The organism is Microbacterium sp. NPDC090225 (genome assembly GCF_044772365.1).
GTDB lineage: Bacteria > Actinomycetota > Actinomycetes > Actinomycetales > Microbacteriaceae > Microbacterium.
In genome coordinates this window covers 2302854-2323880 of the sequence record NZ_JBIVYS010000001.1, presented here as the reverse complement: position 1 = coordinate 2323880, position 21027 = coordinate 2302854, and the positions used below count along the sequence as shown (strand labels likewise).

Annotated in this window: 22 protein-coding genes; 11 read left to right on the top strand and 11 right to left on the bottom strand. The window is 70.3% G+C overall.

Features of this window, described 5'->3' with window-relative positions:
- The 9 genes from ACIQTT_RS11125 to ACIQTT_RS11085 all read right to left on the bottom strand — a co-directional run bounded on the left by ACIQTT_RS11125 (window position 1) and on the right by ACIQTT_RS11085 (window position 8923).
- Window positions 1–1044 (bottom strand): ABC transporter permease, encoded by a 1044-nt coding sequence (locus tag ACIQTT_RS11125; protein ID WP_402789599.1) that lies wholly within the window; start codon window positions 1042–1044, stop codon window positions 1–3.
- A gap of 3 nt (window positions 1045–1047) precedes the next feature.
- Window positions 1048–2616 carry an ABC transporter substrate-binding protein gene (locus ACIQTT_RS11120; protein WP_402789596.1) on the bottom strand — a complete coding sequence of 523 codons (1569 nt, stop codon included), beginning with the start codon at window positions 2614–2616 and terminating at the stop codon, window positions 1048–1050.
- A 29-nt stretch (window positions 2617–2645) separates the two neighbouring features.
- On the bottom strand, window positions 2646–3023 hold the full coding sequence (locus ACIQTT_RS11115; protein WP_402789593.1) for a DUF427 domain-containing protein: 378 nt from the start codon (window positions 3021–3023) through the stop codon (window positions 2646–2648).
- 335 nt (window positions 3024–3358) lie between these two features.
- The gene (locus ACIQTT_RS11110; RefSeq protein ID WP_402789590.1) at window positions 3359–4243 is read right to left on the bottom strand and encodes a phosphogluconate dehydrogenase C-terminal domain-containing protein; all 885 of its coding nucleotides are present in this window, start codon (window positions 4241–4243) and stop codon (window positions 3359–3361) included.
- Window positions 4240–5034 (bottom strand): sugar phosphate isomerase/epimerase family protein, encoded by a 795-nt coding sequence (locus ACIQTT_RS11105; RefSeq protein ID WP_402789588.1) that lies wholly within the window; start codon window positions 5032–5034, stop codon window positions 4240–4242. The genes ACIQTT_RS11110 and ACIQTT_RS11105 overlap by 4 nt, the downstream gene beginning before the upstream one ends.
- On the bottom strand, window positions 5031–5807 hold the full coding sequence (locus ACIQTT_RS11100) for a triose-phosphate isomerase family protein (RefSeq protein WP_402789585.1): 777 nt from the start codon (window positions 5805–5807) through the stop codon (window positions 5031–5033). The genes ACIQTT_RS11105 and ACIQTT_RS11100 overlap by 4 nt, the downstream gene beginning before the upstream one ends.
- On the bottom strand, window positions 5807–6277 hold the full coding sequence (locus ACIQTT_RS11095; protein ID WP_402789582.1) for a ribose-5-phosphate isomerase: 471 nt from the start codon (window positions 6275–6277) through the stop codon (window positions 5807–5809). The genes ACIQTT_RS11100 and ACIQTT_RS11095 overlap by 1 nt, the downstream gene beginning before the upstream one ends.
- An 11-nt stretch (window positions 6278–6288) precedes the next feature.
- A complete protein-coding gene (locus ACIQTT_RS11090) occupies window positions 6289–8037 on the bottom strand; it encodes a dihydroxyacetone kinase family protein (protein ID WP_402789579.1) in 1749 nt (582 codons plus the stop codon).
- Window positions 8038–8185: 148 nt separating this feature from the next.
- Window positions 8186–8923, bottom strand: coding sequence for a FadR/GntR family transcriptional regulator (locus ACIQTT_RS11085; protein ID WP_402789577.1), 738 nt, complete (start codon window positions 8921–8923; stop codon window positions 8186–8188).
- Window positions 8924–9018: 95 nt separating this feature from the next.
- On the opposite strand from ACIQTT_RS11085, the gene ACIQTT_RS11080 reads away from it, so the two are divergent.
- The 5 genes from ACIQTT_RS11080 (at window position 9019) to ACIQTT_RS11060 (ending at window position 13483) form a co-directional block, all read left to right on the top strand.
- A complete protein-coding gene (locus ACIQTT_RS11080) occupies window positions 9019–9372 on the top strand; it encodes a hypothetical protein (protein ID WP_402789574.1) in 354 nt (117 codons plus the stop codon).
- Window positions 9373–9720: 348 nt separating this feature from the next.
- Complete coding sequence (locus tag ACIQTT_RS11075) at window positions 9721–11529, top strand: glycoside hydrolase family 15 protein (RefSeq protein WP_402789571.1); 1809 nt, start codon at window positions 9721–9723, stop codon at window positions 11527–11529.
- A 32-nt stretch (window positions 11530–11561) separates the two neighbouring features.
- Window positions 11562–12458, top strand: a complete 897-nt coding sequence (locus ACIQTT_RS11070) for an SDR family oxidoreductase (RefSeq protein ID WP_402789568.1) — start codon at window positions 11562–11564, stop codon at window positions 12456–12458.
- Window positions 12459–12637: 179 nt separating this feature from the next.
- Entirely contained in the window at window positions 12638–12967 is a 330-nt protein-coding gene (locus ACIQTT_RS11065; RefSeq protein WP_402789566.1) for a sugar ABC transporter ATPase, read from the top strand.
- A 3-nt stretch (window positions 12968–12970) separates the two neighbouring features.
- The gene (locus tag ACIQTT_RS11060) at window positions 12971–13483 is read left to right on the top strand and encodes a metallophosphoesterase family protein (RefSeq protein ID WP_402789565.1); all 513 of its coding nucleotides are present in this window, start codon (window positions 12971–12973) and stop codon (window positions 13481–13483) included.
- Window positions 13484–13507: 24 nt separating this feature from the next.
- On the opposite strand, the gene ACIQTT_RS11055 is transcribed toward ACIQTT_RS11060, so the two are convergent.
- Window positions 13508–14431 carry a DMT family transporter gene (locus tag ACIQTT_RS11055; protein WP_402789562.1) on the bottom strand — a complete coding sequence of 308 codons (924 nt, stop codon included), beginning with the start codon at window positions 14429–14431 and terminating at the stop codon, window positions 13508–13510.
- Between the two features lie 33 nt (window positions 14432–14464).
- Between ACIQTT_RS11055 and ACIQTT_RS11050 the strand changes: the two genes are divergently transcribed.
- From ACIQTT_RS11050 to ACIQTT_RS11035, 4 genes are all read left to right on the top strand, one after another.
- On the top strand, window positions 14465–15055 hold the full coding sequence (locus ACIQTT_RS11050; protein WP_402789559.1) for a TetR/AcrR family transcriptional regulator: 591 nt from the start codon (window positions 14465–14467) through the stop codon (window positions 15053–15055).
- Window positions 15056–15157: 102 nt separating this feature from the next.
- Window positions 15158–15571 carry a DUF5684 domain-containing protein gene (locus ACIQTT_RS11045; RefSeq protein WP_402789556.1) on the top strand — a complete coding sequence of 138 codons (414 nt, stop codon included), beginning with the start codon at window positions 15158–15160 and terminating at the stop codon, window positions 15569–15571.
- Complete coding sequence (locus ACIQTT_RS11040) at window positions 15568–16161, top strand: DUF998 domain-containing protein (protein ID WP_402789553.1); 594 nt, start codon at window positions 15568–15570, stop codon at window positions 16159–16161. Before ACIQTT_RS11045 ends, ACIQTT_RS11040 begins: the two co-directional genes overlap by 4 nt.
- Window positions 16162–16230: 69 nt before the next feature.
- Window positions 16231–16917, top strand: a complete 687-nt coding sequence (locus ACIQTT_RS11035; RefSeq protein ID WP_402789550.1) for a spermidine synthase — start codon at window positions 16231–16233, stop codon at window positions 16915–16917.
- A 67-nt stretch (window positions 16918–16984) separates the two neighbouring features.
- On the opposite strand, the gene ACIQTT_RS11030 is transcribed toward ACIQTT_RS11035, so the two are convergent.
- Complete coding sequence (locus tag ACIQTT_RS11030; protein ID WP_402791177.1) at window positions 16985–18409, bottom strand: CitMHS family transporter; 1425 nt, start codon at window positions 18407–18409, stop codon at window positions 16985–16987.
- Between the two features lie 265 nt (window positions 18410–18674).
- On the opposite strand from ACIQTT_RS11030, the gene ACIQTT_RS11025 reads away from it, so the two are divergent.
- Entirely contained in the window at window positions 18675–20339 is a 1665-nt protein-coding gene (locus tag ACIQTT_RS11025; protein ID WP_402789547.1) for an ATP-binding protein, read from the top strand.
- The gene (locus ACIQTT_RS11020) at window positions 20336–20998 is read left to right on the top strand and encodes a response regulator (RefSeq protein ID WP_402789544.1); all 663 of its coding nucleotides are present in this window, start codon (window positions 20336–20338) and stop codon (window positions 20996–20998) included. Before ACIQTT_RS11025 ends, ACIQTT_RS11020 begins: the two co-directional genes overlap by 4 nt.
- The last annotated feature ends 29 nt before the right edge of the window (window positions 20999–21027 follow it).

Below are 21027 nucleotides of genomic sequence, written 5' to 3'. Positions count from 1 at the left end.
TCATTCCCCTTCGTCGAAGCGCACGCGCGGGTCGATGAGCACGAGGGCGATGTCGGTGACCAGGAGCGCGAGCAGCGACACCACACCCGTGACCATCACCCCGGATTCGAGCAGGAAGATGTCCTTCTCGACCGTCGCCGACACGAGCAGGGCACCGAGCCCCGGATACCCGAACAGGGTCTCGACGATCGCACTGCCCCCCAGCAGTGTGCCGACGTAGACGCCCAGCAGCGAGACCGTGGGGATGAGCGCGTTGCGCGCCACGTGCCCGACTGCGAGCCGCGAGCCGTGCACCCCCTTGATGACCGCGGTGCGGTAGTACTGCGAGTCGAGGGTGTCGAGTACTCCCGTGCGGGTCATGCGCGCCAGCACCGACAGGTAGCCGAGCGCGAGCGTGATCGCCGGCAGCACGAGCGCCCGCAGCACCTCGCCGGGAGGGCCGTCGAGGCTGATCGACGACTGGATCGGGAACCACTTGAGCCACAGGCTGAAGACGATCAGCAGCAGCACCCCCACCACGAACTCCGGCACCGAGGCCAACGACATCAGCGCGATCGTGAGGGTGCGGTCGGTGCGCGACCCCTCGCGGCGCGCCTGGATCGCCCCGAGCGCGAAGGCGATCGGCACGAGGATGACGAATGCCACCGCCCCGAGGAAGAGCGAGTTGCCGAGGCGGCCCAGCACGAGCTCCCGCACGGGGGCGCCGTAGATGAGGCTGGTGCCCCAGTCACCGGTGACGAACCCGAACAGCCAGGCGAAGTAGCGCGAGACCAATGACCCGGTCAGCCCGTGCGACTCGTTCCAGGCTTGCACCTGCTCCGAGGTCGCGTACTGCCCGAGGGCGTTGCGTCCGGGATCACCGGGCACGACCTCGATCAGCCAGAACACGAGCACCGATACGACGAGCAGCACGAGCGGCACCTGGATGAGGCGCTGTCCGATCAGCCGCGGTACCTGGCTGTGGCGGGAGCGGAGGACCGCCAGCCCTCGTCGGGCGGACGACGCCGTCGAGGCGTTCGCGCCCGATGAGAAGCCGACGGTCATGGGTCACTCGCTCTCGATCGAGATGCCGGCGAAGTTGTAGCCCGACCAGAAGTCGATCGGGGCGACGAAGTCGCCCGTGACCCGCTTGTTCTGCAGCACCTCCGAGCGCACCAGGGCGGGGATGATCGTCGGAACATCCGTCCACTCCGTCTGCGAGATCTCGGTGATGAGCTGCTCGCGCTCGGCTTCGTCGGTCGTGGCGTCGAAGTCGGCGACGAGCGTCCCCAGGTCGGGGTTCGCGTAGTGCGCGGCGTTCCAGGCCGCCCCCTCCGCGTAGAACAGTCCGTAGTACTGCGAGGGCACGCGCTTGCCCCAGCTGGTGATGGTCAGCGGTGCGTTCAGCCAGGGAGAGTCGTCGCCCTCGGCGTAGTACTGCTCGTCGGAGAGCACCTCGAGCTGCACGTCGAAGCCGTCGATCGCATTGAGCTGCTGCTGCAGCACCTCGCCGTAGAGCTGGAACGACGTCGTGATCGTGAACGACACCGTGCGCCCGTCGAGCAGATCGGCGACCTTGTCGAGATCCTGCGCACGCTGCTCGATGTCGAGCGGCTGGGGCAGGTAGTCCGGCAGCACGGGGAAGTCGTTCCCCGGTGCGGCCGTGCCCCCGAAGACGAGGTCGACGATCGCGTCGCGGTCGATCGCCCAGGCGAGCGCCTGCCGGATCGTGACGTCGTCGAACGGCGCCTCGGTGACGTTGAGGTGGATGCCGTAGAAGTGGCTGTACCCGGCCGAGAGCGTGTCGTAGTCGTCGACGTTCACGGTCGCGAGAACCTCGGGCGACACGGTGATCCGGTCGATCTCACCCGCCTGGAACGCGAGCACGATCGCCTGCGGATCCTTGTAGACCTTCAGCTCGATGCCGTCGAGGGCGATCTCATCGGCGTTCCAGTAATCGGGGTTCTTGACGTAGGTGACGCTGCGGCCGACCTCGTAGTCCTCGAGCAGGAACTGCCCCGCACCGACCGGGTTCTCGAGCCAGGAGCCCGGTTCGTAATCGGCGGGCAGGATGCCGGTGTTGTTGCCGGCGAGCAGACGCGGGAAGTCCGAGAACGGGCGCGCGAGCGTGAACGTCACGGTGCCTTCGTCGGCGGTGGAGACGGAATCGAGGATGCCGGTGAACGCGCTCTTCGCGGGCGAGATGCTGTCGTCGCCGATGAGGGCGTCGAACGTCGCCACGACGTCGTCGGCGGTGACCGGTTCGCCGTCGTTGAACGTCGCCCCCTCGCGCAGCGTGAACGTCCAGGTGAGCCCGTCGTCGGATGCCTCCCAGTCGGTCGCGAGACGCGGCAGCGCCTCGCCGTCGACGGTGAAGCTCACGAGCTGCTCCGTGACGAGCCCCGTGATCAGCTGCGCGTCGCCGTCGGCCACCGTGAGCGGGTCGAGCTCGGCGCCGGGATCGCTGATGCCGATGCGGTACACCGCGGACGCGGCATCCGCCGTCGTGTCGTCGGCGGGCGTCGCGGTCGCGCAGCCGGCGAGCGCCAGCAGGGTCGCGCTGAGGGCGGCGACGAGGGCGAGGGGCCTGCGGCGCTCCGGCACGGGTGCCGTCGGGGGCGAGGAGAGAACGGTCATGGGCGGTGTCCTTGGTGTCGGGTGCGGCGTTACTGCGGGAGGAGTTCGGCGGCGTCCACCTGGACGCGCTCGGAGTAGAAGGCGACGTACCCGGCGATCGGCTGCAGGTAGTCGAACGGCGTCGGATACGACCAGGCGACATCGGTGGCGGGGTCGCTCTTCAGCGCCCAGTAGTCGTCGGCGTCGCCCTTGACGGGACAGTGGCTCGTCGACGCGGTCTCCTGCAGCAGGTCCCAGTCCACGTCTTCGCGCGGCAGGTAGTAGCGGTCGGCGTGGTTCGACTCGTGCAGCACGATGGCGCGGGTCGAGTCGGCGAGCACGGCGTCTCCGGCGAGCACGCGCACACGATGGGCGGCGGGCTCGGTGGTGACGGTGTGGGCGGGCTTCTGCGCGGTGGTGTCGGACATGGCGGCGGCTCCTGGATCGCTCGGGCGTGCGGTGGGTACGCCTATAGAACCGTCAGATCGCTCGGGCGCCTATCGACGTTCCGCACCGTGAACAGACGTTCCGCACGATGACGTCACATTTCCGCGTGAGTCGCGCGCGGCGGGCCCTTCGACAGGCTCAGGGACCCAGTTCCGGCGCGGCGGGCCCTTCGACAGGCTCAGGGACCCAGTTCCGGCACCCCTCGGTCACTGAGCCCACCCGCCTGGGTTGCTGAGCCTGTCGAAGCATCGCAGGCGCACACGATAAAGGGGCGGATGCCGCAGCATCCGCCCCTTCCTCGAAACCGCCCCGCGGCCTACCGCTCGATGCGGTCGAGGTGCAGCATGCGGGCGAGGTTCTTGTCGAGCTCGTCGTCGCGGAAGATCTTCTTCCAGTCGTCTTTGATGATCGACTCGCGGCCGTAGTCCATGGCGATCAGGCAGGCGTCCGAGAACGGGTTGTCGCCGCGCAGACCGTTGGCGAGCGCGACCTGGGTGTGACCGTAGAGGATGCTGCGCGCCGCCGCCTCCGGCACGCCCATGGTCTTGACGGTCTCGTCGAGCGCCTCGTTGAGGAGCGCGCCGATCATGCAGGCGACGGTCTCGACGAGGGTCGGCTCGAGCTGCGCGAGCTGCTTGATCGTGACCCAGTGCACGTCGATGACGGGGGCGTAGATCGCGCGCACGGTCGCTTCGACGATGGCCTGCTTGGCGGGGTCGTCGCTCTCGATCGCGGCGATCGCGTCCTGCGGGGCGGCGATCCCGCCGAAGGTGTCGGCCCACTGCTCGGGCGTCTCGCGCTGCAGGAAGATCGACGGGTGGCACGGGTGCGCGACCGCCTGGATGACGTCGTCGCGCGTGGTGAGCAGTCCGGCGTAGGCGGCGGCCGGGTCGAGCGTGAGCACGATCGCGCCGGGGCGCAACTGCGGCACGAGGTCGGCGGTGACCGGGCCGAGGGCGAGGTCGGGCACGGCGAGCACGACGATGTCGGCGTCGGCGACGGCGGTCGCGGCATCGGTCAGTTCGCGTCCCGCGTCGATCGTGCGCTGCTGGCCGGCCGGCGAGTTCTCGACGTACCAGACCGTGTGGTCGGTCTTCACGAGGTTGTTCGAGACGCGCATGCCCATCTTGCCGCCCGCGCCGATCACGGCGATCCTGTAGGTCGCCGTCTCGGTCGCCGCGGCTGTCGAAGTGTCGGTCATGGGGTGCTCCTCAGCAGTTCGAGTGTGATGCGGGTCCATTCCCGCTCGGTTCGGATGGTGGTCGCGGCGTCGCCCTGCCAGGGCAGCCAGTGCTCGACGATCTCGTTGATGCCGCGCTCGCGCGGACGAACGGTCTCGAGCAGGTGGGCGTAGTCGTGGAGGCCCGAGCCCATCGCGGTGCCCGAGTAGGTGAACCCGACCCAGCCGTCCTGCCGGGCGAAGGCGAAGTCCTTCACGTGCACGTTCTTCACGAGTCGCGCGGTCTGCTCGGTGCAGGTCTGCGGATGCTCGAGCCGGGCGACCACGTTCGCGGGGTCGAGGCAGATGCCCAGCCGCGGGCTGCCGACCCGGTCGATCACGCCGAGCAGGTCGGCGGTCGCGACCTGCTCGTAGGTCTCGAGGGCGAGCGTGACGCCCGCGCGTTCGAAAGCGCGCATGCTGCTGCGCAGCGAGGTCTCGGCCTCGGCGAGCGTCGGGCGCGAGTCGGGGCCGTAGAGCATGCCGCGCACGAGTCGCGCGTCGAAGACCTCGGCGAGGCGCAGGTAGCGGGTGAGGTGCTCGGGCACGATGCCCTTGGTACCGAGTTCGATCGTGAGGCCGAGATCGCGCGCGGCCCGGGCCGCATCGCGCACCTCGGCATCGCTCATCGTGTCGAGCGGCGCGAAGTCGCAGATCTGGAAGAGGTCGACGCCTTGCGCCTTGGTGTCTTCGAAGGCGCCGATCAGGGTGAGCTGTTCGGGTGCGCGATCGGAGTGCTGCCAGAAGTACGCATAGGTGCCGAGGCCGATCATGCGGCGCCGCCTTCGCGACGGCGGGCCAGGGCGGATGCCTCGTCGAGCACCGAGACGAGGGCATCGGGGTCGTGCGCGAAGCGCCCGAGGAACACCCCGTCGACCGCGTCGCCGAGGGCGGCGAGCAGCCCCGGTCCCGCCGCGCCGCCGTAGATCACGACCGACGCCGCGCGGGCGGCGTCGGCGTGGAGGGTCGCTCGCAGCGCCGTCGCGACGACGCGCACGTGCTCGTGGGGCGCGGGCTCGGGGGCACCGATCGCCCAGACCGGCTCGTAGGCGACGATCACGGCGCCGGCGGGGGCATCCGTCAGCGCGGATCGCAGTTGGGCGACGGCGACGTCCGCGGCATCCGTCGGTGACTGACGCTCGCTCTCGCCGATGCAGAGCAGCGGGGTGAGCCGGGCTCCGAGTGCTGCGCCCACCTTCGCGGCGACGACCTCATCGGTCTCGCCGTAGAGGCGGCGGCGCTCGGCGTGCCCGATTTCGGCGATCGTGGCGCCGACCTCGGCGAGCTCGGCGGCGGTGACCTCGCCCGTGAAGGCGCCGGGCTCGTCCGCCGAGACGTCCTGCCCACCGATGCGCACCGGCGTTCCGGCGAAGGCGGCGAGCGCGGGCAGCACCTGCAGATAGGTCGGGGTCACGAAGAACGACACCGCACCGGAGCGCACGGCGTCGTGGTCGCGCACACGCGCGGCGACGTCGTCGAACCAGGCGCGCGCCCGCTCGTGCCCGAAGTACGTCTTCAGGCTCACCCCGACCGTGACCTGCGGCATCAGCAGGCGCCGGTGGTCTCGTACGCGTCGATGACGGCGACCTTCTCGGCGCTCGCGCTGGTGGTGTCGAACCGGTAGCCGAGCCACTCGCGCACGAGGCGACGGGCGAGCTCGATGCCGACGACGCGCTGGCCCATCGTGAGCACCTGGGCGTTGTTCGAGAGCACGGCGCGCTCGACCGAGAACGAGTCGTGCGCCGTGACGGCACGGATTCCCGCGACCTTGTTGGCCGCGATCGCGACGCCGAGGCCCGTGCCGCAGATGAGCAGAGCACGGTCGGCCTCGCCCGCAGCGACCAGTTCGGCGGCGGCGATCGCCACGCGCGGGTAGGCGGTGTGCCCGTCGGCGTCGACGCCGACATCGACCACCGACGCGACGCCGGGGTTCTGCTCGAGGTCGCCCTTGAGGATCTCCTTGTAGTCGAATCCGGCGTCATCGCAGCCGATGACGAGGCGCAGCTGGTCGGTCATGTCGTCTTCCTTCAGTCCTGTACGGCGAGATCCCGGGCGGAGTCCCGAGTGGCGAGGAGCTCGCCGAGAGCGGTGGCGATCAGTGCGAGCGAGATCGCACCGGGGTCGGGGGTGCCGACGGAGTGCTCGCCGTGGGTGCGCGCTCGACCCATCCGCGGCAGCAGATCGGCGGTCGCGACGGCGGCGTCGGTGGCGGATGCCGCGGCCGAGGCCCAGGCATCCCGCAGCCGCTCCCCGTCGCGGGCGCCCGCCTGCAGGGTCGCGGCGAACGGCACCAGCGCGTCGACGAGGGTCTTGTCGCCGACCTCGGCCCTGCCGTACTCCTGCACCCCGCGCAGTCCCTCGGCGACACCGGCGGCGACGGCCGCGGCATCCGGTGTTCCCGCGTCGCCGAGGCGTGCGGCGACGGCGTTCAGGATCACGCCCCAGAGGGCCCCCGAGGTGCCACCGGCCCTGTCGGCCCAGGCGTCGGCCGCGGCGGCGAGGGCGGTCCGGGCCCCCGCCCCGGCATCCGCCGCGGCGATTCCCGCGGCCAGCGCGGCGTGCGATCCGCGCTGCATGCCGATGCCGTGGTCGCCGTCTCCGGCAATCGCGTCGATCCGTCCGAGCTCGTCGGCGTGGGTGTCGATGGTGTCGACGATCACCCGCAGCGCCGCGCGCACCGTCTGCGCCGCCCGCTGCGACGCGTCGTCGCCGGGCATGATCTCGTGCACCTCGACCGCGAACTCCTGGGCGTCGGACTGCGCGGCCGCGATGACCGACCCGCGGCGGTAGGCGGGGGCGTCGACCGGGGTGTCCCACAGGCGCTCGAGTTCGTCGTCGAGCCAGAAGAGCGTGAGCGAGGTGCCCGCCATGTCGAAGCTCGTGCAGTACTCACCGACGTGCGGGTCGACGAGCACGAGGCCGGCGGCTTCGAGCAGCTGTGCGATGCGCCGGTAGACGACGAACATCTCCTCGTACTTGAGTGAACCGAGTCCGTTGAGGATCGGCACGACGCGCGCGCCCTCGACCGAGACGCCCTCGGGGATCTCGTCGAGAAGACGTTCGACGAGCAACTGCGCGAGCCCGTCGGCGGTCGGGATGTCGGTCTCGTCGATGCCGGGTTCGCCGTGGATGCCGAGGCCGATCGCCATGCGCCCGCTCGGCACCGAGAACAGGGGCGCGGGGGCACCGGGCAGCGTGCAGCCCGTGAAGGCCACGCCGAAGGAGCGGGTGCGGTCGTTCGCGAGGGCGGCGACGCGGGTGACGCCGTCGAGGTCGTAGCCCGCCTCGGCCGCGGCCGACGCCGTGCGGAAGACGGTGAGGTCGCCGGCGATGCCGCGACGCTTGTGCTTCTCGGCGGGCGGGGCGCTGAAGATGTCGTCGGTGACGGTGACGGTCTGCGTGGGGATGCCTTCGGCGCGCAGCTTCTCCTGCGCGGCATCGAAGTTGAGCACGTCGCCGGCGTAGTTGCCGTAGCTGAGGAAGACCCCGGCGCCGCGGTCGACGGCCTTCGCGATCGCGTAGACCTGCTGGGCCGAGGGCGAGGCGAAGAGGTTGCCCATCGCGGCGCCGTGCGCGAAGCCCTGCCCGACCAGTCCGCCGAAGGCCGGATAGTGCCCCGATCCCCCACCGATCACGACGGCGACCTGCCCGTCGGGGATCACGGTGCTGCGGATGACGCCGCCGTTCGCGCGGCGCACCGACCGGCGGTGGGCGGCGACGAAGCCCTCGATCATCTCGTCGGCGAAGTCGGCGGGCGCGTTCCAGAGTCGGGTCATCGCGCGCTCGCGTTCGTCGTGCGGATGCTGTCCACGGTGACTCCTCTGTCGGTGGCCGTCGGTCGGGTCGCCGGTGCCGACCCGGGTCTATATTGACAAACCGGTTGACCAATTGCAAGCGCGGTGACGCCCGCTGCCGGGCAATGACTCAGCTTGCGGCGTCGCCGCTCAGTCGCAGCAGCGCGGTCGACATGTGCGTCGCCATCGCGGCGGCGGCGGCATTCTCATCGGATGCCGCGACCGCCCGCAGGATCGCGTCGTGCTCCTCGATCGCGGTCATCACGCTCTCGGTGTCGTGCACGGCGCGGTCGGAGTACACCTGCAGCAGCGACCGCACGACGTGCAGCATGTCGACGATCGTGCCGTTCGCGGCGGCCTCCGAGAGAGCGCGATGGAAGCGGCTGTCGGCCGCGGCGAATGCGGTGAAGTCGTCCTTCGATGCGCGCATCGCCTCGAGGGTCGTCGTGAGCGCGGCGACGGCCGAGGCATCCGCCCGTGCGGCCGCCAGGCGGGCGACGTAGATCTCGAGACCCGACCGCAGCTCGATGAGTTCGGCGGTGTTGCGGTCGCCGATGAGCAGCCCCCAGCGCAGGGTCTGCGGCAGCAGGTCGCTCGCCGATCCGCGCAGGTACGTGCCGGATCCGGGACGCACGTCGACGATGCCGAGGATCTCGAGCGCCGCGAGCGCTTCGCGTACCGCCGAGCGCCCCACCTCGAGCGTCGCGGCGAGCTGCCGCTCGGGAGGCAGCCGCGTTCCGGGAGCGATGTCCCCCCCGGTGAACAGGTCGAGCAGCCGCCGCGCCACCTCGGTCACTGGCGACCCCGGGGGCAGCGCGTTGAGCGAATCCGCGATGTTCAGCGTGCGGTTCTCGGGGTAGGCGGGCATGGGTTCGAGAATAGCCGTCGCCGTCGCGCTACCCGGTCGACGGCGTCCGCCGCAACCCCGCTCCCCTTTCGCCGACTCCCTGACAGGCTGTCGCCATGAAACTCGTCTCCTACGCCGCTCAGCAGCTCGTCACCACCGACGACGTCGCGGACGCTCTGGTCGTCCTCGCCGCCGAGATCGCGAACGAGGGAGGGTCGCAGGCCCTGCAGATCCCGATCCTCGTCGACGGCGAAGAGGATCTGGCCGAGCTCGTGGTCGGCGTCGGCAACGACGTCCTGGTCGGACCGCACGCCTCGACGGGCGCCGATCCGGACTTCTCGGAGCACGCCGCGCGCCTGCGCTCGCACCCCTCCTATCCGAAGCGGCGGGCCGCCGACGGCGATGCCGACGAGGAGGACGGCGCCTGGGTCGTCGACTTCGATCTCGACGCCGGGGCGAATCGACTCTGATCGCCCCTCGGAGGAAGACTGTCCGGTCCTCCGTCGCCCGAGACGGAGGACCGGCGAAGTCGACGAGAGGTGCGCAGAGCGCTCCGCCCCCCGGGGTGTCGCTCCTGACCGAGAGAGAGCAGAAGCGCGCCGTCCGGTTCGACCGACGCAGAACCGGCAGTGCCGACTCGTTGTACTCCGAGCGTACGAGCCACCCCCGAATCGACCTCATCGGCCCGCGACCATTGACGCACGACGCGCGCTGCTGCTAAGCGGTCGTACGAGCGGGTGCCGCCCCGCGCGATAGCGAGTGCGCGGCCATCACGCAAGGCTTTTGCCGCATCCGTCCGAGGCGCGCACGATGGCGACATGCCCTCCACCCCCACCGGTCGCCCGCTGGAGACCTACGCTCCGATCGGCGACGGCCGCACGGTCGCGCTGATCGGCACGGATGGCTGCATCGACTGGCTCCCGCTGCCCGATCTCACCGATCTCCCGGTGTTCGCGCGCCTCCTCGACGAGGAGACGGGCGGATGTTTCGAGCTGCGGCCCGTCGCCGACTTCCACGCCGAGCGGCGCTACGTGCCCGAGACGAACGTGCTCGAGACGACCTTCGTGACGGATGCCGGACGCGTCCGCGTCACGGACGCCCTGGTCTCGGGTGTCGCCGGGCGGCTGCCGTGGGCCGAGCTCGCCCGGCGGATCGACGGCATCGAGGGCTCCGTGGACATGCACTGGTGCGTGCGCCCCGGCACGTCGCTGCGCACGGCGGCACCCTGGATCGAGAACACCGACCACGGCCCGGTGGTGCGCAGCGGCGCCACGGCGTTCGCCATCGTGGGCTTCGATCACGGACCACGGCATCCCGATCCCGACGGAGCCGACGGGCCGCGGCTCGACGGCGCATTCTCGACGACGCCGGGATCCCGCCATCTGATCGCCCTCGCGGCCACGCACGACGAACCGCTCCACATCCCCGATCCCCACAACGTCGACGACGGCATCGACCGCACGATCGGCAACTGGGAGCACTGGTCGCGCGTCTTCTCTTACGACGGGCCGTGGAGCGAACACGTGCAGCGCAGCGCGCTCGCCCTAAAACTGCTCATCTACAGCCCGTCGGGTGCCATCGCCGCTGCCGCCACCACATCGCTGCCCGAGAACCCGGCCGGGGGCAAGAACTGGGACTACCGTCACGCCTGGGTGCGCGACCTCGCCTACACGGCCCATGCCCTGGTGCGCTTCGGGCTGCGGGAGGAGACCCAGGCCGCGCTGTCGTGGATGCTCCGCACGATCCGCGACCACGGCCCCGAGCTCCACGTCATGTACACGCTCGACGGCGGGCTCGTGCCCGAGCCCCACGAGTACGACGTCGAGGGCTGGCGCGGGATCGGACCGGTCGTGACCGGGAACCCCGCGGGCGACCAGCTGCAGCTCGGCGTCTACGGCGACCTCCTCGCGATCTGCCGCACCTACGTCGATGCGGGCAACGTGCTCGACATCGGCACGGCGCGGATGCTCGCGGGCGTCGCCGACCGCACGTGCGATCTGTGGCGCAACCCGGACTCGGGCATGTGGGAACTCCCCGAGGAGCGGCACTACGTCTCGTCGAAGATGGGCTGCTGGAAGGCCCTCGACGACGCCGTCGCACTCGCGGATGCCGGTGCGATCCCCGGGAGCGCCGATCGTTGGAGGTCCGAGCGCGAGCGCATCCGCGGGTGGATCGACGAGAACGGCTGGTCCCCCGACCGCTCGGCGTACGTCTTCTACGCCGGCTCGGAGGAGCTCGACGCCTCGGTGCTGCTCCACGCCCCCTCGGGCTTCGATCGCGGGGAGCGCATGTCGTCGACGATCGACGCGCTGTCCGACGAGCTCGGCGCGGGGCCGCTGCTCTATCGCTACAGCGGGGCGGATGCCGAGGAGAAGACCTTCGTGGCGTGCGCGTTCTGGCGTGCCGAGGCGCTCGCCTGCGTCGGCCGTCACGATGAGGCCCTCACCCTCATGGACGAACTCATCGCCCATGCCAACGACGTGGGCATCTACGCCGAGATGATCGACGCCGACGACGGCTCGGCCTGGGGCAACACCCCGCAGGCACTCAGCCATCTCGCTTTCCTCACCGCCGCCATGACCATCCGCGACGTCGTCCCTGACGAGCTGTTGCGCGACCGCACCTGACCGACCCACACGAAACAAGGAAGGGGAACACCATGTCCCGTGACCAGTACACCTTCACCAACCCCGCCGAGCTGTATGCCGACATCGAGCCGCAGAAGCAGCACATGCCCGAGCCGGGCCTCGATGCGGACCTCGCCCCGAAGGCCGATCTCGGTGAGGAGAGCTACCGCGGCTCCGGCCGACTGACCGGCCGCAAGGCCCTCATCACCGGTGGCGACTCCGGTATCGGCGCCGCCACCGCGATCGCCTTCGCCCGCGAAGGTGCCGACGTCGCGCTCTCCTACCTCCCCGAGGAGCAGGAGGACGCGGACCGGATCGCCGGCATCGTTCGCGATGCGGGGGTCAAGGTCGCGACCTTCCCCGGCGACCTGCGCGATCCCGAGTACTGCCGCACGCTCGTCGCCGAGACGGTCGGAGCCCTCGGCGGTCTCGACATCCTCGTCAACAACGGCGGGAAGCAGGTCTACCAGGAGTCGCTGACCGACATCACCGACGAGCAGTTCGACGACACGTTCAAGACGAACGTCTACGCGATGTTCTGGATCACGAAGGCCGCGCTCCCCCATCTGCCCGCCGGATCCGCGATCATCAACACCACGTCGATCCAGGCGTACTCGCCGTCCGACATCCTCGTCGACTACGCGTCGACCAAGGCCACGATCAACGCCTTCACGAAGGGACTCGCCCAGCAGCTCGCACCGAAGGGCATCCGTGTGAACGCCGTCGCCCCGGGGCCGATCTGGACCCCGCTGCAGCCGAGCGACGGCCAGCCCCAGGAGAAGATCGACCAGTTCGGCGAGGAGACGCCTCTCGGCCGCATGGGCCAGCCGGCCGAACTCGCCCCGGCCTACGTGTACCTCGCGTCGGCCGAGTCGAGCTACGTCATCGGCGAGACGCTCAACGTCAACGGCGGCATGCCTACTCCCTGATCGCTGCGGCGCTTCGTCTCGTCACTGCGCTCCTCGCTCAGGAACCGAACCCCGGTTCCTGAGCGAGCGCAGCGAGACGAAGGGCCGGCACCCCGCACGACGCGCAGTCGTCAAGGCCATCGCATCACGGCATCCGCCTCGACAGGCTGGATGCACCCACCATCCGACTGGAGGATCCCATGACTACCGAGAACACCGACGCCCACATCGTCTCGAACCCCGACGCGATCCAGCCGACCCGCGATGACGAGGCGACCTCGTTCGCCGACCCGTCCGACGATCCCGCTCAGGCCGAATGGGAGCGCACCGAGGCCATCGACGCCGGCGCCGACATCGACGAGAGCACCGCGATCGGCGCCGACCCCGACGAACTGCCGTCGGTCGACGACGAGATCCCGGCGACGGATCTGCCGTCGAGCGGCCTCCAGCCCGAGACGCAGGAGGGCGACCCGGTGATCGCCGAGATCGGCGAGGACGGCGAGGGCGACCTCTCGCCCAACGACCTCTGAGCAGTGGTCACGCGACTGCTGCTGCTCGCCGACACGCACGTGCCCGCGCGGGCGAAGCGCCTTCCGGACGACGTGTGGCGCGAGGTCGACCGCGCCGATGTCGTCATCCACGCCGGCGACTGGGTCGACCTCGCGACGTTCGAGACGCTCGACGCCCGGGCCGAACGGCTGATCGGGGTGTGGGGCAACAACGACGGCGACGAGTTGCGCGAGCGGATGCCGGAGTTCGCCGTCGAGGCGATCGAAGGGCTCACCGTGGGCGTGGTGCACGAGACCGGTGCGGCCACGGGCCGTGAGGGTCGCATGGACCTCGCGTACCCGGACGCCGCACTCGACGTTCTGGTGTTCGGGCACAGCCACATCCCGTGGGACTCTCGGACGCCCCGCGGCATCCGTCTGCTCAATCCCGGTTCACCGACCGACCGTCGGCGCCAGCCCGTCTGCACCCTGATGACGGCGGTCGTCGACGGCGATGAACTGCGCGACGTGACGCTGGTGCCGGTCGAGCGGGCCTGACCGTCACCACGCGGACCCCGCACCTCACGCGGCGAGCGCCGACTGCTCTCGCCGCGTCTTCGCCTCACCCCGGAGCACGGCGGCGACGCCGAGGCCGCAGAGCGCGAAGCCGATGAACGTCACGATCGTGAGGGGTTCGCCGAGCAGGATGCCGCCGGCGATCGCCGTCGCCGGCGCGATGAGGAACAGCAGCGCCTGCAGGGCGGTGATGCCGACGCGCCGCAACAACCACCAGTAGAGGCCGTAGGCGGCGAGGGTCGGGAAGAGAGCGGTGAGCACGACGGCGAGCCAGAACGATGCGGATGCCGGGGGCACGAGCGATCCCGTCGCCGCCGAGACGATCAGCAGCAGGACGGCGGTGACGGTGACGTGGATGGCGAGCGTCACGAGCACCCCGATCTGTGCCGTGGATCGCCGCTGCAGGAACGTGCCGACGATCAGGCACACCATCGCGGTGGCCGGCAGGAGGTAGGCGACCGGAGGCGCGGCCGACGACCCGAACTGCGAGCGCACGACGAGCAGCACCCCGACGGCGCCGATGGCGAGGCCGGCCCACTGCGATCCCCGCACGCGCAGCCCGAGGATCGGTCCGACGAGCACCGCGACGATGAGGGGCTGCACCGCATCGATCAGCGCGACCGTGCCCGTGGCGATGCCGGTCGCGACCGCTCCGTAGACGGCGGCGCAGTATCCGAACTGCGCGAAGAGTCCGATCAGGGCCTGGGTGCGCACGTCGCGACGGATGACCCCCTTCGCGGCCCCCGAAATCCGGACGATGAACAGGAGCACGATCGCCAGGGGCACGAACCGCCAGACGAGCAGCGTGAGCGGCGCGACGTCGACCGTGGCGAACGCCGGGATGATGAAGCCCGAGCTCCAGGTGACGATGAAGGCGGCTGCTGCTGTGGCCGTGAGCAGTCCGCGAAGTACACCGATCTGTTTACTCATGCCTCCGACTATACAGGTTGGTATAGTTTTTGCATGACCTCGTCCGTTCCCGAACTCGCGCCTCTGACCCCCGGAGCACGTCGCGTGCTCGACGCCGCTTCGCAGCTCTTCTACGAGCGCGGCATCCATGCGGTCGGTGTCGACACGATCGCCGAGGTCGCCGGCGTCACCAAGAAGACCCTCTACGACCGCTTCGGGTCGAAGGAGGCGCTCGTCGTCGCCTACCTCCAGCACCGTGACGCCCGCTGGCGCGACCACGTCGCCGCGCACCTCGCCCGGGTTCCCGAGCCGGGCATCGAGCGCGTGCTCGCGATCTTCGACGCCGCGATCACCTGGTCCGACGACAACAGCCCCAAGGGCTGCAGCGCCATCAACGCCCGCGCCGAGATCGGCGAGGGCAACGACGACCACCCGGTCTTCCCCGAGGTCTCTCGCCAGAAGGTGTGGCTGTTCGACCTGTTCGACGAGCTGTGCACCGAGGCCGGGATCCGCGACCCCCGCGCGATGGCCCAGGCGATGATGCTCCTCTACGAAGGGGCGATCGTCACGGTCGGCATGGCGACGTTCGCCGAGCCCTTCGTCGTCGCGCGCGGCTGGGCGCGCACGCTGCTCACGCAGAGCTGACCGCGCTGCGGGATTTTTCCGTGACCCGCGGGCAGTTCTGCGCCATACTGTTGCTCGACAACAGCGATATATCGGTAACCGGGGGTAATGATGGATGCTGCAATGGCCGTCGATCTGACGGTGGCGTACGTGTGGTCGCTCGTGAGCGGGTTGGCCGTGTACGTCTTCTACGGATTCGCCCTCATGGGGATCTTCCGAAAGGCCGGGCTGAAGGCCTGGCCCGCGTGGGTCCCGCTCTTCAACACCTGGCGCGTGCTCCAGCTCGGCGGGCAGAAGGGCTGGTGGGTGCTGATCGGGCTGATCCCGGTCGTGGGCACGCTGCTCTACCTGGTGTTCCTGATCATGGCGGGCCTCAAGATCCAAGAGGCGTTCGGCAAGCCCGGCGTGTTCTTCCTCCTCGCGATCCTGCTCACTCCGGTCTGGTACGGCATCCTCGCCTGGGACTCGTCGGTGTGGCAGCCGAAGCACACGCCGATCGTTCCGGCATCCGGCTACGAGGCGGCCTCGCCCGCATGATCACCGCACTCGCGGCGCTCACCCTGCTCGGGGTCGCCGTCGCGGTCGTCGCCCTGATCGCCCTGCACATCGTGCCGAGCGGACTGTCTCCCCTGCGCGACCCCGTCAGCGCCTACGGCATCTCGCGCTGGCGCGCCCTCTACCGTACGCAGACCCTCGCGACCGCGGTGGCGGCTGTCGCCCTCGCGGGAGCACTCCTCGCCGGCGGCATCCCGTCGGCCCTCGCCGCACTGATCGCCCTGGCGGCACTCGCGCTGACCCGCGGCCCGATCAGCTGGGTGCCGATGGATGCCGCGGACGCACCCCGCACGGCCACGGGGCGTCGGCACAACCTGCTCGCCTTCGGCGCGTTCGCCGCGGCATCCGTCGGTGGATTCATGACCGGCATCGCGTTCTCGGCCGCCGGAATCGACGGAGCCGCGAACGCTTCGACCCTTCTCGGCTGGGTGATGACCGCGGCGAGCGCCGTGACGATCCTGGCATCGGTCGTGCGACCTCTGAAACCGGTGTTCGGCCTCGCCGAGCGCCTGATCTACGTCGGCATGTTCGCGTGGCTGAGCGTCGCCGCGGTCGCACTGCTCACGAGCTGAGCCCTCACTCGGTCCGAGTGCGGGCCGACGTGCGCGTAGGGTGAGGGGTCGGCGATGAGAGGTGGCGGAATGATCGCGCGATTCGAAGAGCTCGACTGGCAGCCGACCCGGATGGGCGACCTCGTGCTCCGCCGCCGGGAAGACCCGGTCACGGGCGAGATGATCTACGAGGTGAAGCTCAAGGATGAGTACCTGATGTCGAGCCTGTTCACCGTCGCCGAAGAGGAGCTCGCCACCCTGGGCCTCGCCGCCGCCGATGGCGACGAGTTGAGCGTTCTCGTCGGCGGACTCGGACTCGGATACACCGCGGTGACCGCCCTCGCCGACGACCGGGTGGCCCGGCTCGAGGTGATCGACGCTCTTCCCGCCGTCATCGGCTGGCACGAGCGCGAACTCCTGCCTGTCTCGCCGCGCCTCGTGCGCGACGCCCGCACCACCCTCACGCACGACGACTTCTTCGCCGTCGTGCGCCAGGCACCGGATGCCGCGTCTCGACGCTACGACGCGATCCTCCTCGACGTCGACCACTCGCCCCGCCACACCCTCGACCCGAGCCACGCCGATCTCTACACCGAAGCCGGGCTCACGGCACTCGCGCAGCATCTCGCCGATCGCGGCGTCTTCGCCCTGTGGTCGGACGACCCGCCCGACCAGGAGTTCCTGACGACGCTCGCGACGGTGTTCGACGACACACGCGCCCACGTCGTCGACTTCGACAACCGACTCACGGGTGGCATCTCGTCGAACACCGTCTAAGTCGGCATCCGTCGGTAACGCACTGACCGCACTCGGGCGGGCGCATGCGGGCGGGCGCTCCCGAGTGTCACGCCGCGAGCGGCACCGCCCCCACCAGCACACCGACCGCGAGCATCACCAGCGACACCGCGCACGCACGCCACAGCACCTTCTTGTGGTGGTCGCCGAGGTTGACGCTCGCGAGCGAGACGAGCAGCAGGATCGCCGGCACCAGCGGGCTCTGCAGGTGCACGGGCTGTCCGGTGATCGACGCGCGCGCCATCTCGACGGGCTCGATACCGAAGTGCTCGGCACTCTGCGCCAGCACCGGCAGGATGCCGTAGTAGAACGCGTCGTTCGACATGAAGAACGTCAGCGGGATCGACAGGATGCCGGTGATCACCGCGAGGAACGGGCCCATGGCCGTGGGGATCGCGGTGGTGATCCAGCCCGCCATCGCGTCGACCATGCCCGTCCCGTTCAGCACGCCGACGAGCACGCCGGCGGCGAGCACCATCGACACGACACCCACGATGCTCGGGGCATGGGCGACGATCTCGTCGGCCTGACTCTTGAGCTTCGGGAAGTTGATCACCAGCGCGACCGCCGCACCGACCATGAAGACGTACGCGAGCGGGAAGATGTCGGCGACGAGCAGCACCATCACCGCCGCGGTGAGGGCGAGGTTGACCCAGATGAGCTTCGGGCGCAACGTGGCGCGGTTCGGGTCGAGCATGGTGTCGGCCATCGCCGTGTCCTCACGGTCGAGCAGCGCGGTCGCGGCCGGCAGGCCTCCGCGGCCACCGGCGAGGGTGACGATGTTGCCGGTGCGCAGCGTCGCGCGGGCACCGGGGGTGGCGTTGCCGCCGCGGAACATCTTCGAGCCGGTGCCCGCCGAGCCGCCGAAGCGCTCGGGGTCGATGCTGCCGAGGCGCTTGCGCTCCCCCAGGCCGAGGAACCAGGCGAAGAGCAGAGCCACGATGAGCCCGGCGCCGAGCGAGGGCAGCATCGGCACGAAGACGTCGGTGGGCTGCAGGCCGAGCGCGGTCGCGGCGCGCACGGTCGGGCCGCCCCAGGGGACGATGTTCATGGTGCCGTTCATGAGACCGGCGACGCAGGTGAGCACGACCGGGTTCATGCCCAGCTTCAGGTAGATGGGCAGCATCGCCGAGGTCGTGATGATGAAGGTCGTCGACCCGTCGCCGTCGAGCGAGACCGCGCCCGCCAGGATCGCCGTGCCGAGCACGATCTTCGCCGGGTCGTCGCCGAGCAGACGAGTGATGAAGCGGATGAGCGGATCGAAGAGGCCGACGTCGATCATGATGCCGAAGTACATGATCGCGAACATCAGCAGCGCAGCGGTCGGGGCCATGTCGGAGATCGCGTCGATGATCATCTCACCGAGGCCGAGACCGGCGCCGGCGAAGAGTCCGAAGACCGTCGGCACCAGGATGAGGGCGACCATCGGGGTGAGGCGGCGGGTCATGATGAGCGCCATGAAGACGAGCACCATTGTGAACCCGAGCGCCACGAGCACGCCCTCGGGCGGCAGGAACGCCGTCGCGTAGCCCTCCTCGGCGGAGAGCAGGATCCCAGGTTCCACGTTCACATCGACTCCTTCGTCGTGTCGTGCATCAGAGCGGAGCACCGCGTGCGGCGCATCCCGAGAGACTAGGTCGAGCGCAGACGGCGCGCGCGCTAAGTCGCATTGCCGCACGTTGTGCGCGTAGCGTGTGTTCTGCGCATTGTGCTCACGACGCGACGAGGGAGGTGCACCGGTGCGTTTCGCCACCCGTCTGCTGCTGGTTCAGCTCGCGACCGTCGCGGCGGTCGTCACCGTCTGCACCCTCGTCTTCGGGTGGCTCGCCGTGCAGCAGCTGCGCGCCGAGTCCGAGGCGACCGCGCTCAACATCGCCCGCACCCTCGCCGAGGACCCCGATGTCCGTCAGCTCGTCGCCGAGTTCTCGGCCGACCCCGGCACCCCCGAGGCAGCGGCGCTGCGCGACGGACCCCTGCAGCAGATCTCGATCGACGTAGCCGATCGCACCGATGCCCTGTTCGTCGTGATCACCGACGATCACGGCATCCGCCTCGCCCACCCCAACCAGGATCTGCTCGGCCAGGTCGTCTCGACCCCGTTCGAAGAGGTGCTGCGCGGAACCGAAGTCGTCGACTGGGAGGTGGGCACGCTCGGCGAATCGGCGCGAGCCAAGGTGCCGATCTACGCGGCCGCCGGAGAGCCCCCGGTCGGTGAGGTGAGCGTCGGATTCGAACGCGCGAGCGTCTTCGACGAACTGCCCGCCCTGATCGCGACGATCGCGGTCGCCGCGGTCGCGGCCCTGGGTCTCGCCGCCCTGGCCACCCTGCTGCTGCGCCGCCGCTTCGAACGCCTCACGCTGGGCCTGCAGCCCGAAGACCTCGTCGCGCTCGTGCAGAATCAGGCCGCAGTGCTCGAGGGAGTGGGCGACGGAGTCTTCGCCGTCGACCCCGACGGGGTCGTGCGCGTCTGCAACAGCGCGGCGGAGCGGATGCTGCGGCTCGACTCGCCCGTCGGTCGCCGCGCCTCGTCGCTCGGCCTCGACGACACCGTGCGACGCCTGCTCGACGGCCGCGGGGCGAGCGCCGAGACGGTGGTCGGCGACCGCGTGCTGTACCTCGATGCCCGCCCGGTCGTGCGCGAGGAGCGACCGCTCGGAGTGGTCGTCGTCGTGCGGGATCGCACCGACATCGAGGCCCTCGCCGGTCGCCTCGAGACCGTGCGAGCGACGACCGAGGCACTCCGGGTGCAGCGTCACGAGTTCGCCAATCGCCTGCACGTGGTCTCCGGCCTGCTCGACGCCGACCGCGGGCGCGAGGCGCGCGCCTTCCTCGACGAACTCACGCACCGCGGGTCGGTGGGCGTCGACGTGGCCGGCGTCGAGCGCGTGCCCGATCCTTTCCTGCAGTCGTTCCTCGGAGCGACCGCGGTCACGGCCCGCGAGCGCGGTGTCGCGCTGGTCATCACCGATGACACGCTCCTACTCGGAGAGGTGACCGCCGCCGAAGACGTCGCAGCCGTGCTGGGCAACCTGGTCGACAACGCGATCCGCGCCGCCGTTGCAGGCGTCGAGCCGCGACAGGTCGAGGTCACCCTCCTCACCGACGGCAGCGAGTTGGTGCTGACGGTCGCCGACTCCGGTGCGGGCATCATCCCGCCCGACCGCGACCCCTTCGCCCCGACCACAGAGACGATCGCCGTGCGCCCCGGTTCCGACGCATCGGATGCCGGACCCGTGCACGGCCACGGCTACGGGCTCCCGCTCTCCCGCGACCTCGTCCGCCGCCGCGGTGGGGACGTGTGGCTGATCTCGCCGGGCGGCGACGGCGGTGGCGCCGTCTTCGGCGCCCGCATCCCCTCGGCGGTCCGACCGCCCGACGACGACCGGCATCTGGAGGAACAGTGACCGACGACATCCGCGTGCTCGTGATCGACGACGACTTCCGCGTCGCGGGCCTGCACCGCGACGCGGTGGCGAGCGTGCCCGGGTTCACCCCGCTCGAGGCGGAGCACACGCTCGACGCCGCCCGCCAGGCGCTGCGCGCGCATCAGCCCGACCTGCTGCTGGTCGATGCGTATCTGCCGGATGGCGACGGCATCCGCTTCGTCGCCGACACCGAGCGCGACGCCTTCGTGCTGTCGGCCGCGACGGATGCCGTGACCGTGCGGCGGGCGATCAACGCCGGGGCCCTCGCCTACCTCGCCAAGCCCTTCGACGCCGCAGCCCTCGTCGACCGGCTGCGCCGCTACGCCCGCATGCGCAATCTGCTCGTCGGCGACGCGGCGCTCACCCAGGAGCGCATCGACCGCGCGATGTCGATCATGGCCGGCGGCGCCGAGCCCTCGACCGTGTCGCGCTCAGCGACCGAGCAGCTCATCCTCGACGGCCTCGGAGACGACGACGAGGCATCCGCTGCGGAGGTGGCCGAGCGCGTGGGCATCTCGCGCGCGACCGCGCAGCGCCATCTCGCGGCTCTCGCGACTCGAGGCCAGGTCGAGGTGCGCCTGCGCTACGGCACGACCGGGCGGCCCGAGCATCGGTACGTGCGGGTGGGGAAGCGGTAGGCGGATGCTGGCGCTTTCGGCGTCGGCGA

Excerpts from the sequence above, each read along its gene's own strand:
- ACIQTT_RS11090 (WP_402789579.1), bottom strand. The coding sequence starts at position 8,037 with ATGACCCGACTCTGGAACGCGCCCGCCGACTTCGCCGACGAGATGATC.
- ACIQTT_RS11120 (WP_402789596.1), bottom strand. The coding sequence starts at position 2,616 with ATGACCGTTCTCTCCTCGCCCCCGACGGCACCCGTGCCGGAGCGCCGC.
- ACIQTT_RS11065 (WP_402789566.1), top strand. The coding sequence starts at position 12,638 with ATGACTACCGAGAACACCGACGCCCACATCGTCTCGAACCCCGACGCG.
- ACIQTT_RS11125 (WP_402789599.1), bottom strand. The coding sequence starts at position 1,044 with ATGACCGTCGGCTTCTCATCGGGCGCGAACGCCTCGACGGCGTCGTCC.
- ACIQTT_RS11080 (WP_402789574.1), top strand. The coding sequence starts at position 9,019 with ATGAAACTCGTCTCCTACGCCGCTCAGCAGCTCGTCACCACCGACGAC.
- ACIQTT_RS11100 (WP_402789585.1), bottom strand. The coding sequence starts at position 5,807 with ATGCCGCAGGTCACGGTCGGGGTGAGCCTGAAGACGTACTTCGGGCAC.
- ACIQTT_RS11110 (WP_402789590.1), bottom strand. The coding sequence starts at position 4,243 with ATGACCGACACTTCGACAGCCGCGGCGACCGAGACGGCGACCTACAGG.
- ACIQTT_RS11105 (WP_402789588.1), bottom strand. The coding sequence starts at position 5,034 with ATGATCGGCCTCGGCACCTATGCGTACTTCTGGCAGCACTCCGATCGC.
- ACIQTT_RS11050 (WP_402789559.1), top strand. The coding sequence starts at position 14,465 with ATGACCTCGTCCGTTCCCGAACTCGCGCCTCTGACCCCCGGAGCACGT.
- ACIQTT_RS11035 (WP_402789550.1), top strand. The coding sequence starts at position 16,231 with ATGATCGCGCGATTCGAAGAGCTCGACTGGCAGCCGACCCGGATGGGC.
- ACIQTT_RS11070 (WP_402789568.1), top strand. The coding sequence starts at position 11,562 with ATGTCCCGTGACCAGTACACCTTCACCAACCCCGCCGAGCTGTATGCC.
- ACIQTT_RS11055 (WP_402789562.1), bottom strand. The coding sequence starts at position 14,431 with ATGAGTAAACAGATCGGTGTACTTCGCGGACTGCTCACGGCCACAGCA.
- ACIQTT_RS11095 (WP_402789582.1), bottom strand. The coding sequence starts at position 6,277 with ATGACCGACCAGCTGCGCCTCGTCATCGGCTGCGATGACGCCGGATTC.
- ACIQTT_RS11115 (WP_402789593.1), bottom strand. The coding sequence starts at position 3,023 with ATGTCCGACACCACCGCGCAGAAGCCCGCCCACACCGTCACCACCGAG.
- ACIQTT_RS11085 (WP_402789577.1), bottom strand. The coding sequence starts at position 8,923 with ATGCCCGCCTACCCCGAGAACCGCACGCTGAACATCGCGGATTCGCTC.
- ACIQTT_RS11045 (WP_402789556.1), top strand. The coding sequence starts at position 15,158 with ATGGCCGTCGATCTGACGGTGGCGTACGTGTGGTCGCTCGTGAGCGGG.
- ACIQTT_RS11040 (WP_402789553.1), top strand. The coding sequence starts at position 15,568 with ATGATCACCGCACTCGCGGCGCTCACCCTGCTCGGGGTCGCCGTCGCG.
- ACIQTT_RS11030 (WP_402791177.1), bottom strand. The coding sequence starts at position 18,409 with ATGGTGCTCGTCTTCATGGCGCTCATCATGACCCGCCGCCTCACCCCG.
- ACIQTT_RS11075 (WP_402789571.1), top strand. The coding sequence starts at position 9,721 with ATGCCCTCCACCCCCACCGGTCGCCCGCTGGAGACCTACGCTCCGATC.